Source organism: Photobacterium sagamiensis (assembly GCF_050337085.1).
In the GTDB taxonomy this organism is placed as follows: Bacteria; Pseudomonadota; Gammaproteobacteria; order Enterobacterales; family Vibrionaceae; genus Photobacterium; species Photobacterium sagamiensis.
Map to the genome: position 1 here is coordinate 1 of NZ_JAKJSP010000053.1, position 13535 is coordinate 13535.

Sequence of the window (13535 nt, forward strand, 5' to 3'; positions counted from 1 at the left end):
TTATCTTCATGGGTAATTAACAAAAAATACAGATTGAGTTTTACCAATTCTTAGATCTGTATAATAAGCTCCAGAGAAATACTCACTCGATTTATTCGATTGAGACAATATGCGGAAGTGGCGGAATTGGTAGACGCACCAGATTTAGGTTCTGGCGCCGCAAGGTGTGAGAGTTCAAGTCTCTCCTTCCGCACCATTCTCTCTGTGACTTATTTTTTTATCTTTCGAGATGAAACCTGTAGGGCTATCGCCAAGCGGTAAGGCAGCGGCTTTTGATGCCGCCATCCCCTGGTTCGAATCCAGGTAGCCCTGCCACATTTTAGTATGTGGGTACAACCGATAGGTTTATCGGCATAAAGCTCTTATAGGGCAAACAGTATAAATGCGGAAGTGGCGGAATTGGTAGACGCACCAGATTTAGGTTCTGGCGCCGCAAGGTGTGAGAGTTCAAGTCTCTCCTTCCGCACCATYCTCTTTAAATAAGAGRTCGTTAATTATCTTCATGGGTAATTAACAAAAAATACAGATTGAGTTTTACCAATTCTTAGATCTGTATAATAAGCTCCAGAGAAATACTCACTCGATTTATTCGATTGAGACAATATGCGGAAGTGGCGGAATTGGTAGACGCACCAGATTTAGGTTCTGGCGCCGCAAGGTGTGAGAGTTCAAGTCTCTCCTTCCGCACCATTCTCTCTGTGACTTATTCTTTATCTTTTAAGATAAAACCTGTAGGGCTATCGCCAAGCGGTAAGGCAGCGGCTTTTGATGCCGCCATCCCCTGGTTCGAATCCAGGTAGCCCTGCCATATTTTACTTTGCGTTCTGACTGTTTCTGTTGAGTACGATAAGTATGCGGAAGTGGCGGAATTGGTAGACGCACCAGATTTAGGTTCTGGCGCCGCAAGGTGTGAGAGTTCAAGTCTCTCCTTCCGCACCATCTTTAGAAACCCACCTTTTGGTGGGTTTTCTTTTTTCTGCAGTATTATAATTACTGTAGCAATAAAGATTTTACAACCTAAAAAATGATCGTATCTCTCTGGTTGTTAAGCCGAATACTTTTGATAGCATTCGGCTTTTTCTTTTTCTATAACAAAGCATTACATCCCCATCGCGTACTTCAGCACTTGTTTTTTTATCGGCCCGGTATGCTCCGCGACTTTAAGACCAAGATTACGGATTAGTTTAATCGGGAATAACGAGTTGCTAAAGGTGGTGTATAACACGTCCATTCCGCTTTGCATCAACAAATTGTCTGGGCGGCGGCGACGTTCATACGCTTTCAGTACCGATGATCGGGCCCACTCTTTTCCGGCTTTTTCTATTTCATGCAGCAATACATCCGCATCTTTAAAACCAAGGTTGACGCCCTGCCCCGCTAATGGATTGATGGTATGAGCGGCATCCCCCAGTAAAACGACACCGGGTTTAAAATAGTGCTGAGCATGACGGCGTGTCAGTGGGAAACTTCCCCAATTGAGTACCTTAACGCTCCCTAATTCCGCGGGGAAATGCGTTTCAACCTCCGCTTGCAACTGCTGCAGAGACATTGTGCTTAACTGTTTTATTCGCTTCGGGCTGTCATACCAGACCAACGAACCCTGATGGCCCGGCAGCGGTAAAAACGAGCGAGGGCCGCGAGGGGTAAACCATTGCCAGGTAATATCTTGTTGCGGCAATTCCGTTTCGACATTAATGAGCATGCAGTGTTGGCGATAGTCCCAGGCTGTTACCCCAATCCCCGCTTGCTGACGAACCTGTGAATTCGCCCCATCGGCCCCCACTAACAACTTAGTCTGTATCTGACGACCATCATCCAGCTCGACCTGATAACCATTTTCACAAACCTTAGAATGAACCATACGTGCCGGACACAATAAGGTTAAGTTGTGGTAAGACGAAAATTGTTGCCACAGTCCAAGCTGAATAACCCGGTTCTCAACAATGAAACCCAGCCGATCCATCTTCATCTCATCGGCATTAAACCGGATACGACATTCTGGCTGATCCCAGGTTTCCAGACGCTTAAACGGGCAGACTCGCATCTGCATGATGCTGTCCCACGCTCCGAGGCGTGTCAGTAAGGCGACAGAATGGGGGGAGATGGCCGAGACACGCAGATCCATAGCTTGCTGTCGGTCAAACGATCCCGGGGCTTGTCCTTCTAAAACGGCGACGGTTAGCCCTTGCTGTGCTAACCCCAATGCGGTCGCAGCACCTACCATACCACCACCAGCAATCACTACATCAAACTGTTCCATGCTCATATCTCTTTGTTTGGCTATCACTATTCTACCTCGCCTGTCTATTTTTGCGAATGGAAAGCAGGGATCTGTCCATAACCACATTTTATTCAGGGTGGTGATGATCTAGTCAGACAGAACGTAAAGCAGTACAATACGCGGCTTGCTATTGGTAACTGCCACAGATAGACCCGCAATTACTGATGAGAAGCAACGTTAGATGCAATGTTGAATGCAATGAAATAAACACTACGAGCGAAGAGTTAGACATGGCTAAGAAACTGCTTATTAAAACCTGGGGCTGCCAGATGAACGAATACGATTCATCAAAAATGGCCGATCTTCTTAATGCTGCCAACGGCTTCGAGCTTACGGAAGTCCCAGAAGAAGCAGATGTTCTGCTGCTTAACACCTGCTCTATCCGTGAAAAGGCGCAAGAAAAAGTCTTCCATCAGCTAGGCCGCTGGAAAACATTAAAAAATAAAAAGCCTGATCTTGTGATTGGCGTCGGTGGCTGTGTAGCAACCCAGGAAGGCGATTCCATTCGCAAGCGTGCGCCATTTGTTGACGTTATTTTTGGCCCGCAAACCCTGCACCGTCTACCACAGATGATTAAGGATTCTCAATCTAATCACTCGCCGGTTATGGATATCTCTTTCCCTGAGATTGAGAAGTTCGATAACCTGCCTGAGCCCCGAGCTGATGGTGCAACCGCATTTGTATCTATCATGGAAGGTTGTTCAAAATACTGTACCTACTGCGTGGTACCTTATACTCGCGGTGAAGAAGTCAGTCGTCCACTTGATGACGTACTGTACGAAGTTGCGCAGCTTGCTGAACAAGGTGTTCGCGAAGTCAACCTTCTGGGTCAAAACGTCAATGCCTACCGTGGTAATACCTATGAAGGTGAAATCGCCACGTTTGCCGAGATGCTACGTTTAGTGGCTGCCATTGATGGTATCGACCGTATTCGTTATACCACCAGTCACCCTATCGAATTCACTGACGATATTATTGAAGTGTACAAAGACACGCCTGAGCTGGTTAGCTTCCTTCACCTGCCGGTACAAAGCGGTTCAGACCGTATTCTGACAATGATGAAGCGTCCGCATACGGCCATTGAGTACAAGTCAATAATCCGTAAGCTCGTAAAAGCACGTCCGGGCATTACGATCAGTTCTGACTTTATTGTTGCTTTCCCGGGAGAAAGCGATCAGGACTTCCAGGATACCATGAAGCTAATTCGTGATATTGATTTTGATATGAGCTTCAGCTTTATCTTCTCTGCGCGTCCTGGTACGCCGGCAGCTGATTATCCGTGTGATCTGCCAGAAGAAGTGAAAAAACAACGCTTGTATGAACTGCAGCAACAGATCAATACTCAGGCGATGCGTTACTCGCGTCAAATGCTTGATACTGAGCAGCGTATTCTGGTTGAAGGTCCTTCGAAAAAGAACATCATGGAGCTTCGCGGCCGTACTGAAAACAGCCGAGTAGTCAACTTTGAAGGCTCAGCCGATCTCATCGGCCAATTTGTTGATGTGAAGATCACTGACGTGTTCACCAACTCTCTTCGTGGAGAGCTGGTACGTACAGAAGCCGAAATGAACCTTCGTGTTGCGATATCACCGACTGAGGTGATGGAAAAAGCACGTAAAGAAGATGAATTGGGTGTTGGCGTATATACTCCGTAGTAAGACCGGCGTCTAAAAACAACTAGTATGACGTATGTCTGAAAATAACCAGTAGGACGCATGCCCTGAAAGACATGGTTGCCCGCTCGCCGGGCGACCTCAATGAGAGGCAAATCTTGAGCAAAATTATCACTGTAGAGTTTAATCTGGAACCCGCCGATAACCAGCGTCTTTCCAGCCTTTGTGGCCCTTTCGACGATAATATCAAACAATTAGAGCGCCGTCTGGGTGTTGAAATTAACCACCGCAGCAACAGCTTCAGTGTTGTCGGCCAGCCTCATACCGCCCGCGCAACAGCCGAAATCATCAAAAACCTGTATGTCGATACCGCCCCCGTTCGCAGTGGCTCGGCTAACAAGGGCACCCCTGATATTGAACCGGATCAAATCCATTTAGCTATCAAAGAATCTGGTGTTTTAGAGCAAAGTACAGAGTCTTCTATTCCTTACGGCAAAGAGATCCACATCAAAACCAAAAAAGGGTTGATCAAGCCGCGTACGCCGAATCAGGCTCAGTACATTGCTAACATGGTTACCCATGATATCACCTTCGGTGTTGGCCCTGCCGGTACCGGTAAAACCTATCTTGCCGTTGCGGCAGCCGTCGATGCACTGGAACGTCAGGAGATCCGACGTATTCTACTGACTCGCCCAGCGGTTGAAGCGGGTGAGAAGCTCGGTTTCCTGCCTGGTGATTTAAGCCAGAAAGTCGACCCCTACCTGCGCCCACTCTACGATGCCTTGTTTGAAATGCTCGGTTTTGAACGGGTTGAGAAATTAATCGAACGGAACGTCATTGAAGTTGCCCCATTAGCATATATGCGCGGACGCACCTTAAATGATGCCTTTATCATTTTGGATGAAAGCCAGAATACCACGGTAGAGCAGATGAAAATGTTCTTAACCCGTATCGGCTTTAATTCACGCGCCGTGATCACCGGTGACGTTACCCAGATTGATTTACCGCGTGGGGCACGTTCTGGCCTTCGTCATGCCATTGAAGTGCTGGCCGATGTCGATGAAATAAGCTTCAACTTTTTCCAGGCTAATGATGTAGTACGCCACCCCGTTGTCGCACGTATCGTTCAGGCTTATGAAGTCTGGGAAAATGAAGATCAGAAACAAAAAAAGCTGGCTGAACAAAGGCACCGTGAAGAACGTAGCCGCCTTGACGAACAACTAGCACAAGCGGCAATAACCCAAGCGATGGCCAACCAAGCTAAAACAGAAAAGAGTAATTAATGGCAATTTACCTAGATCTGCAACACGCCACTGAAAGCCAAGACGGCCTGCCTAGCGACGCTGAGTTCCAGCGCTGGTTAGATGCCGCAGTCACACCATTTCAGGCTGATGCAGAAGTGACCATTCGTTTAGTTGACGAAGAAGAAAGCCATACGTTAAACCATGAGTATCGCGGCAAAGATAAATCGACCAATGTGTTATCTTTTCCATTTGAAGCCCCTCCTGGAATAGAGCTAGATCTGCTGGGCGACTTGATTATTTGTCGTCAGGTTGTTGAAAAAGAAGCGGCTGAGCAGAAGAAACCGCTGAATGCCCATTGGGCACATATGGTTGTACACGGCAGTCTTCATCTGCTAGGTTATGATCATATCGAAGACGATGAAGCAGAAGAAATGGAGTCTTTGGAAACGGAAATCATGGTAAAAATGGGTTTTACCGATCCGTATGCCGAAGAAAAACTGTAACATCACAGATAACCGTTGCCCGTTTGTATTGATGTGTAACATTTTCGTGGATGATTCCACTTAACTGACTAAAGAAAGTAATGAACGAAGATAACCCCCAAAATTCTGAAGGTCCGAGTAGAAAGTCCTTCTTTGAACGTATCGGTCAACTGTTTCAAGGCGAACCACAAAATCGCGAAGAGTTGGTCGAAGTATTCCGTGATTCGGAAGAAAACGATCTGATTGATCACGACACCCGCGACATGCTCGAAGGTGTGATGGAAATATCAGAGATGCGTGTTCGTGACATCATGATCCCGCGCTCTCAGATCACAACCATCGAACGTTCTCAGAAGTTAGAAGATCTGATTGATTTAATTGTTGACGCCCAACACTCACGCTACCCTGTTATCAGCGATGACAAGGATCATGTCGAAGGCATTCTGCTGGCAAAAGATTTGCTGCGTTACCTGCTGCCGACAAGTGAGCCGTTCGACATGGAGAAAGTGCTGCGCCCGGCGGTTGTTGTGCCGGAAAGTAAGCGCGTCGATCGCCTGCTGAAAGAGTTCCGTGAAGAACGCTATCACATGGCTATCGTTGTCGATGAGTTTGGCGGGGTGTCAGGGGTTATCACCATTGAAGATATTCTTGAACAAATCGTAGGCGAAATCGAAGATGAATTCGACGATGAGGAAGAAGAGGATATCCGTCAGTTAAGCAAACATACCTATGCGGTAAAAGCACTGGCAACTATCGAAGACTTTAACGACTTATTCCAAACCACGTTCAGTGACGAGGAAGTTGATACCGTCGGCGGGCTCGTGATGACCAGCTTTGGTCATTTGCCTTCCCGTGGTGAAATTGTCAAGCTGGATGGTTACTCCTTTAAAGTGACTTCTGCCGATAGCCGCCGGGTTATCCAGTTACAGGTAACGGTTCCCCACGAAGCGTATCAACCGACAACCACTTCTTAATGATGACAAAAAAATCATTCCTCTCGTTGGGACGGCTGCTTCTGGCCGTTCCGGCCGGCGCTATCGCCACACTCTCATTTGCGCCTTATAACTACTGGCTGCTGGCCCCTGTATCTATTGTTTTATTACTCGGGTTATTGCAAAACCAGAGCATTAAACGCTCAGGCTTAGTCGGTTTTTTATGGGGTTTAGGCTTATTCGGCACCGGGATCAGCTGGGTACATGTCAGCATTGATACCTTTGGCGGAATGCCGAAGATTGCCAGCGTCTTTTTAATGCTGTCACTGATCAGCTACCTGGCCTTATATCCTGCGGCTTTCGGTGCCCTGTTTAACCGGTTTAACCGCGGTCGCCCCTTCCACCAGCTGATGTTAAGCGGCCCGGTTATCTGGCTATTGCTGGACTGGCTGCGGGGCTGGGCATTAACGGGATTTCCCTGGTTATGGATGGGCTACGGCCAAATCGACAGCCCGTTATCAGCCATCGCACCTGTCCTGGGCGTTCAAGGGATCACCCTGGCACTGGTCTTGGGCTGTGGTGCTTTCGTCGCGGCCTGGTACAGTCGTAACTGGAGACCCTTGCTGGTTCCGGCCATGATCACGGGGCTGATCTGGCTGGCGGGTTCCGTTCAATGGGTCACTCCCGAACCCGAAAAAATTGTTGATGTCGCCTTAATTCAGGGTAATGTACCGCAAGAGCTCAAGTGGCTACCCAGCCAACGCTGGCCGACCCTGATGAAATACACCGATCTCAGCCGCGAGAACTGGGATGCGGATCTGATTATCTGGCCTGAAGCGGCGATCCCCGCCTTAGAGGCATATTTACCGACATTTTTACAGAACCTCGACAGTGCCGCGCGCAGTAATAGCAGCACGATCATCACAGGTGTCTTAGATCAAAAAGAAGGCGGCGAATACTTTAATAATATTCTGGCGTTAGGGGTCAATACCGACGGGCCATATCAGTACGATAAAGCGACTCGCTACAGCAAGCATCACCTATTGCCTTTTGGTGAGTTTGTCCCGTTTGGTGAGCTGCTGCGTCCTATTGCACCGTTATTTAACTTGCCGATGTCTTCATTCAGTCGCGGTGACTTCGTACAGCCAAACCTGGAAGCTAACGGATATTCCATTGCACCTGCCTTGTGCTATGAAATCGCCTTCAGCGAACAAGTCAGGCAAAATGTAAATATTGATACCGAGCTGCTACTGACCCTCTCTAATGATGCCTGGTTTGGCACTTCGATTGGGCCATTCCAGCATATGGAGATCGCTCAGATGCGTGCTCTGGAGCTTGGCAAGCCTCTGTTGCGGGCAACCAACACCGGTGTTACAGCCGTCGTCGACCATAATGGCCAAATAACCGACCAGTTGCCTCAGTTCAAAACCGCTGTATTAAGAGCAACGGTAACACTGACTGAAGGCGTTACCCCTTATACAACCTTGGGTAACTGGCCGTTGTACTTTTACGTGCTGTGGTCTTTGACACTGTCAGCGATCCTGATCAGGCGCCATGAAGGGGGATTCCGGGATAACAGGCCGCAAGAGACTGAATAGTGACTGACAGGTTGCCGACCGCAAACCAAAAAACGGGCAAGGATACCCTCCTTGCCCGTTTCTTTATCGTTCAGCCAAAAATTATACTATCGATAAAGATTAAGGTGCCAGCGGCTGGCGAGTAAACTGAACGTGACCGCATTTACTACAGGGCTCAAGGCGTTTCACATGGGTGTAGATCTCATGGTGGCCACATTTTTCACACACCAGGTGACCCAGCCCGACAATTTCACCCGCCAGATAGACCCCCTGATGCTGAAGATCATCCATCACTTCATGCCATTCAAGCTGCGTTTTATCGGTAATTTCAGCCAACCCTCCCCACACCGATTCAGAGACCAGCTTATAAAAAGGGCTTTCTGAAAACGGTTCAGGGCTTTCTTCCACATTCCGTCCAAACTCTTTCAGATCGCGTTTCAGATAGGCTGCAATCAGTGCCCATTCATCTTTGGTCATGTCACTGGCGGCTTCACGATACAGCTCCGTCGTTTTAATCCACTGCTTGAGCTCATCGGGACTGTGCTTTAATGTTTCTGTCACCTCTTCCAGTAAGGCTTCATATTCAGTCTTTTGCTTCGTCATAAATCACCTCCTTTCCAATAATCATAGGCTGATTATTGGCTGAAACCCTGCAAACTTCCGGCTAAAACCAACAATAAATACCCCGAATTGGCATCAGCTATTGTTGACACCTTTACCTTTAGTTATTCTATGTCGATTATATTGACTGTGTTTGTACTCAACTCACAAAATCCTGGATGTCATCGATGCAAGAACAATATCGCCCGCAGGACATTGAACAGAAAGTTCAAGAACATTGGGACAACAACAAGACCTTTGTTGTAAGTGAAGACCCTAATAAAGAAAAATTCTACTGTCTCTCCATGTTCCCGTACCCAAGTGGTCGACTGCACATGGGTCACGTTCGTAACTACACCATCGGTGATGTTGTTTCTCGCTACCAGCGCTTGCAAGGTAAAAATGTAATGCAACCAATTGGTTGGGATGCATTTGGCCTGCCCGCAGAAAATGCGGCAGTAAAAAACAATACCGCGCCAGCGCCATGGACTTACGAAAACATTGAGTACATGAAGAACCAGCTTAAGTTGCTGGGCTTTGGTTACGACTGGAAGCGTGAATTCGCCACCTGTACCCCTGAGTACTACCGTTGGGAACAAGAGTTCTTCACAAAGCTTTACAACAAAGGCCTGGTGTATAAGAAAACCTCTTCTGTTAACTGGTGTCCGAATGACCAGACCGTTCTGGCAAACGAGCAGGTTGAAGATGGCTGCTGCTGGCGTTGTGATACCCCGGTAGAGCAGAAAAAAATCCCGCAGTGGTTTATTAAAATCACTGAGTACGCTGACGAGCTACTGCGCGATCTGGATACCCTGGATGAGTGGCCTGAAATGGTGAAAACCATGCAGCGTAACTGGATTGGTCGTTCTGAAGGTGTGGAGCTGTCTTTCGACGTTGAAGGTCAGGACTCACCACTAGAAGTGTATACCACGCGTCCTGATACCCTTATGGGTGTGACCTACGTGGGTATCGCTGCGGGTCACCCTCTGGCTGATCTTACCGCACAGAACAATGCAGAGCTTGCAGCTTTCGTTGATGAATGTAAAAACACCAAAGTTGCCGAAGCTGAACTTGCAACAATGGAAAAGAAAGGCATGGCAACAGGCCTTTACGCGACTCACCCGTTAAACGGTCGTCGTGTACCGATTTTCGTGGCTAACTTTGTCCTGATGGATTACGGCACAGGTGCGGTAATGGCGGTACCAGCTCACGATCAGCGTGATTATGAGTTCGCAACCAAGTACGGCCTGGACATCGTTCCTGTTATCAAACCTGAAGATGGCAGCGAGTTAGATGTCTCAGAAATGGCCTACACCGAGAAAGGTGTCCTGTTTGATTCTGGCGAATTTGACGGTCTTGAATTCCAAGCGGCTTTCGACGCCATTGCAGCGAAACTGGAAGCAGAAGGTAAAGGCAAGAAAACCGTTAACTTCCGTCTGCGTGACTGGGGTGTTTCTCGCCAGCGTTACTGGGGCGCGCCTATCCCAATGGTAACCACTGAAGACGGTGAAGTGCATCCTGTCGCGGCAGACCAACTGCCTGTTATTCTTCCTGAAGATGTGGTGATGGACGGCGTAACCAGCCCTATCAAAGCAGATAAGGCATGGGCAGAAACCACCTACAACGGTCAACCTGCACTTCGTGAAACAGACACCTTCGATACCTTCATGGAATCATCTTGGTACTACGCACGTTACTGTTCGCCACAGGCAGACGAAATGCTAGACCCGGCGGCGGCTAACTACTGGCTACCGGTCGATCAGTATGTTGGCGGTATCGAGCACGCATGTATGCACCTGCTTTACTCTCGTTTCTTCCATAAACTACTTCGTGACGAAGGTATGGTTGAAAGTTCAGAACCGTTCAAAAAGCTACTTTGCCAAGGCATGGTACTGGCTGATGCGTTCTACTATAACAACGAGAAAGGCACGAAAGTATGGGTTTCCCCTGCTGACGTAACGATCGAGCGTGATGAGAAAGGACGCATCGTTAAAGCGACCGATAACGAAGGCCATGATGTTGTCCACACCGGCATGACGAAAATGTCGAAGTCGAAAAACAACGGTATCGACCCGCAAGAGATGGTGGATAAATTCGGTGCTGATACGGTTCGTCTGTTCATGATGTTTGCAGCGCCTGCCGACATGACACTTGAATGGCAGGAGTCTGGCGTTGAAGGGGCTAGCCGCTTCCTGAAACGTGTTTGGAAACTGGTTCACGAACACACCGCGAAAGGTGCTGTTGAAGCACTGGATGCTGCTGCGCTAACTGCCGGTCAGAAATCACTACGTCGCGATGTTCACAAAACAATTGCCAAAGTCAGTGATGATATCGGCCGTCGTCAGACCTTCAATACCGCGATTGCTGCAATCATGGAATTGATGAACAAGCTTGCTAAAGCCCCGCAAGCAGACGCACAAGACCGCGCTCTTCTTGATGAAGCGCTAAAAGCCATTGTGACGATGCTTTACCCAATGACTCCGCACATCTGTTTTGAAATGTGGGAAGCATTAGGTGAGTCTGACGTTGATCACGCGGTATGGCCGGTTGCTGACGAAAAAGCCCTTGTTGAAGACGAGAAGCTAATCATCGTTCAGGTTAACGGTAAGCTACGGGCAAAACTGACCGTAGCGGCAGATGCAACCAAAGAACAAGTTGAAGAGCTTGCGCTAAACGATGAGCGTGTGACGAAGTTCACCGCAGAGGCAACCATCCGTAAAGTGATTTACGTTCCTGGTAAGCTACTCAACATTGTTGCTAACTAGTTTTACGTAAACAAAAGTAACAACTAAAAAGCCTTAAGATATGATCCCCGCTCATGCGGGGATCTTTCTGCCGCGCTATTGATTGAACCAGTAATGACCGCTTTTGTCTTAATCGAGACGGTCATTACTGTAATCGATCGGTTTTCACTAACTTTTTCAAGGAGCTGACTCGGTGAAAGCTTTATTTTCTCTACAAAGCGCCATCCGAACCCTGTTTGTTGCAGTACTAGCCCTGGCCACGGCTTCTTGTGGTTTTCACCTTCGGGGTAACTATATGTTGCCTGACGATATCGCCAAACTGTCACTCACCAGCTTTGATAAATACGGTCAGCTGACGCGTCTGGTCGAATCGCAGTTTGAACTGCATGGCATTGAATCGGTTCCACCCGCGGCCAATGTCCCTAACCTGCATTTGATCGGTGAATCAACGGGTGAGCGTACCTTATCGCTGTATCAAAATAGTGGTAAGGCTGAGTATGAGCTTATCTACACGGTTAGCTATCGAGTCGTTGTACCGGAAAAAGGCTCACAGACGTTTAGCACCAAAGTCACCCGTACCTTTTTGGATAACCCACTCACTGCTCTGGCAAAATCTGTTGAACAAGATGAGCTTGAAGATGTTATGCGCAAACAGGCCGCACAACAAATCATGCGTCAGCTTGCCCGCTTAACGGCGGTGCTCAACAAAATGACAGAAGAAGAGCTCGAAGCAGAGCTGGATACCGGGATGAATAGCGAAGCAGACACACTGGATACGACGCCAGAAGGATCGAGCACCATCACGACAGAAGCGGTAGAAGATACGCAAGCAGCCAAGGCTATATTTAACGGCGCGGATAACACCCAATTAGATAGCACTCACTTAGATAATAATCACTTAGACAACAACGCGGAATGAGAATCTACCCAGAACAACTGGCGCAGCAACTGACAAAAGGGTTGCGTCAGGCTTTCCTTCTTTTCGGCAACGAGCCACTGCTTAAGCAAGAATGTGGCGATCAGATCAAACACCATGCTCAGCAAGCCGGCTTTACTGAGCGGCATGCCTTCACCATTGATAACCAGTTAGACTGGAATCAGGTTCTCGATTGCTGCAATGCAATGAGTCTGTTCTCCGATCAACAAATTATTGAGCTTGAAATCCCGGATTCTGGCCTTAATCCCACCCAGGCCAAAGCCCTGCAGGAAGTTACAGCCAGTTTACACCGCGATATTTTATTGCTGCTGCATGGTCCTCGCCTGAATAAAAAGCAAGAAAGTGCAAAATGGTTTAAGGCCTTAGCAGATACCGGCCTTTATATTCCATGTAACACACCAGATCCTCGCCATTTACCTCGCTTTATTCAAGCCCGTTGTCAGTCATTAGGGTTAAAGCCCGATCATGAGTCCGTACTCATGCTGGCACAGTGGCACGAAGGTAACTTATTTGCGCTGGCTCAAAGCCTGCAGAAACTCACCTTGCTCTATCCTGATGGTGAACTGACTGTTTTACGCTTGGAAGAAGCCCTGAGCCGTCATAATCACTACACGCCATTTCAATTGGTCGATGCACTGCTCGCCGGCCAGGCCAAACGCAGTCAGCGGATATTAAGACAGTTGGAAGGCGAAGGAGTGGAAGCCACCATCTTACTGCGCACCTTACAGCGTGAATTAACCCAGCTGTACAAAATGCAGGAAATGGGTAAAAAAGGGACCCCTCTGAACATCATTTTTGAACAGTTCAGAGTGTGGCAAAGCCGTCGCGAAGTCTTTATTGGCGCGTTACATCGGCTGCCGCTGGCAACATTGATCCAGCTCCTGCAACGATTAGCCTTGCTCGAAGTACAAGTGAAAACGGATTTTGACAGCAATCCCTGGCCAGCGTTAAGTGCATTATGTGCTGAAATGTGCGGTATCCCGACCCACACGACAATGGCTAAATTTTAAGAATGGCACCGAAAGCCAGTAAAGCTTTTAATGACTTTATCGCGAGTGATATACTGCGCCGCTAAATTGTGACTCAGATCTATCTGACACCGAATTATTTTCACATTTCACTCAA

The 13535-nt window shown here is 48.0% G+C and carries 10 protein-coding genes and 6 tRNA genes; 14 read left to right on the forward strand and 2 right to left on the reverse strand.

What is annotated here, in order from left to right; all coding sequences use genetic code 11:
- Positions 1–111: 111 nt before the first annotated feature.
- The 6 genes from L4D76_RS22110 to L4D76_RS22135 all read left to right on the forward strand — a co-directional run bounded on the left by L4D76_RS22110 (position 112) and on the right by L4D76_RS22135 (position 939).
- Positions 112–196, forward strand: a tRNA-Leu gene (locus tag L4D76_RS22110).
- A 44-nt stretch (positions 197–240) separates the two neighbouring features.
- A tRNA-Gln gene (locus L4D76_RS22115) sits at positions 241–315 on the forward strand.
- 69 nt (positions 316–384) lie between these two features.
- Positions 385–469, forward strand: a tRNA-Leu gene (locus L4D76_RS22120).
- A 136-nt stretch (positions 470–605) separates the two neighbouring features.
- A tRNA-Leu gene (locus L4D76_RS22125) sits at positions 606–690 on the forward strand.
- A 43-nt stretch (positions 691–733) separates the two neighbouring features.
- Positions 734–808 (forward strand) — tRNA-Gln (locus tag L4D76_RS22130).
- 46 nt (positions 809–854) lie between these two features.
- Positions 855–939, forward strand: a tRNA-Leu gene (locus L4D76_RS22135).
- Between the two features lie 160 nt (positions 940–1099).
- On the opposite strand, the gene L4D76_RS22140 is transcribed toward L4D76_RS22135, so the two are convergent.
- Positions 1100–2260 (reverse strand): 2-octaprenyl-3-methyl-6-methoxy-1,4-benzoquinol hydroxylase, encoded by a 1161-nt coding sequence (locus L4D76_RS22140; RefSeq protein WP_428443042.1) that lies wholly within the window; start codon positions 2258–2260, stop codon positions 1100–1102.
- Positions 2261–2511: 251 nt separating this feature from the next.
- Between L4D76_RS22140 and miaB the strand changes: the two genes are divergently transcribed.
- From miaB to lnt, 5 genes are all read left to right on the forward strand, one after another.
- Complete coding sequence (gene miaB, locus L4D76_RS22145) at positions 2512–3936, forward strand: tRNA (N6-isopentenyl adenosine(37)-C2)-methylthiotransferase MiaB (protein ID WP_428443043.1); 1425 nt, start codon at positions 2512–2514, stop codon at positions 3934–3936.
- Between the two features lie 74 nt (positions 3937–4010).
- A complete protein-coding gene (locus L4D76_RS22150) occupies positions 4011–5177 on the forward strand; it encodes a PhoH family protein (protein ID WP_428443044.1) in 1167 nt (388 codons plus the stop codon).
- Complete coding sequence (gene ybeY / locus L4D76_RS22155; protein WP_428443045.1) at positions 5177–5641, forward strand: rRNA maturation RNase YbeY; 465 nt, start codon at positions 5177–5179, stop codon at positions 5639–5641. The genes L4D76_RS22150 and ybeY overlap by 1 nt, the downstream gene beginning before the upstream one ends.
- Before the next feature lie 80 nt (positions 5642–5721).
- Positions 5722–6594 carry a CNNM family magnesium/cobalt transport protein CorC gene (corC, locus tag L4D76_RS22160; protein ID WP_428443046.1) on the forward strand — a complete coding sequence of 291 codons (873 nt, stop codon included), beginning with the start codon at positions 5722–5724 and terminating at the stop codon, positions 6592–6594.
- Positions 6595–6596: 2 nt separating this feature from the next.
- Positions 6597–8150, forward strand: coding sequence for an apolipoprotein N-acyltransferase (gene lnt, locus L4D76_RS22165; protein WP_428443086.1), 1554 nt, complete (start codon positions 6597–6599; stop codon positions 8148–8150).
- A gap of 99 nt (positions 8151–8249) precedes the next feature.
- On the opposite strand, the gene L4D76_RS22170 is transcribed toward lnt, so the two are convergent.
- On the reverse strand, positions 8250–8732 hold the full coding sequence (locus tag L4D76_RS22170; RefSeq protein WP_428443047.1) for a zinc ribbon-containing protein: 483 nt from the start codon (positions 8730–8732) through the stop codon (positions 8250–8252).
- Positions 8733–8917: 185 nt separating this feature from the next.
- On the opposite strand from L4D76_RS22170, the gene leuS reads away from it, so the two are divergent.
- The 3 genes from leuS to holA all read left to right on the forward strand — a co-directional run bounded on the left by leuS (position 8918) and on the right by holA (position 13420).
- The gene (gene leuS / locus L4D76_RS22175) at positions 8918–11494 is read left to right on the forward strand and encodes a leucine--tRNA ligase (protein ID WP_428443048.1); all 2577 of its coding nucleotides are present in this window, start codon (positions 8918–8920) and stop codon (positions 11492–11494) included.
- 172 nt (positions 11495–11666) lie between these two features.
- Positions 11667–12392: an LPS-assembly lipoprotein LptE gene (locus L4D76_RS22180; protein WP_428443049.1), complete on the forward strand. Its 726-nt coding sequence runs from the start codon at positions 11667–11669 to the stop codon at positions 12390–12392.
- Positions 12389–13420 (forward strand): DNA polymerase III subunit delta, encoded by a 1032-nt coding sequence (holA, locus tag L4D76_RS22185; protein WP_428443050.1) that lies wholly within the window; start codon positions 12389–12391, stop codon positions 13418–13420. Before L4D76_RS22180 ends, holA begins: the two co-directional genes overlap by 4 nt.
- Positions 13421–13535: the final 115 nt, after the last annotated feature.

Coding starts and splice junctions, on each gene's coding strand:
- L4D76_RS22150 (WP_428443044.1), top strand. CDS start 4,011: ATGGTTGCCCGCTCGCCGGGCGACCTCAATGAGAGGCAAATCTTGAGC.
- lnt (WP_428443086.1), top strand. CDS start 6,597: ATGACAAAAAAATCATTCCTCTCGTTGGGACGGCTGCTTCTGGCCGTT.
- holA (WP_428443050.1), top strand. CDS start 12,389: ATGAGAATCTACCCAGAACAACTGGCGCAGCAACTGACAAAAGGGTTG.
- L4D76_RS22170 (WP_428443047.1), bottom strand. CDS start 8,732: ATGACGAAGCAAAAGACTGAATATGAAGCCTTACTGGAAGAGGTGACA.
- corC (WP_428443046.1), top strand. CDS start 5,722: ATGAACGAAGATAACCCCCAAAATTCTGAAGGTCCGAGTAGAAAGTCC.
- ybeY (WP_428443045.1), top strand. CDS start 5,177: ATGGCAATTTACCTAGATCTGCAACACGCCACTGAAAGCCAAGACGGC.
- miaB (WP_428443043.1), top strand. CDS start 2,512: ATGGCTAAGAAACTGCTTATTAAAACCTGGGGCTGCCAGATGAACGAA.
- L4D76_RS22140 (WP_428443042.1), bottom strand. CDS start 2,260: ATGGAACAGTTTGATGTAGTGATTGCTGGTGGTGGTATGGTAGGTGCT.
- leuS (WP_428443048.1), top strand. CDS start 8,918: ATGCAAGAACAATATCGCCCGCAGGACATTGAACAGAAAGTTCAAGAA.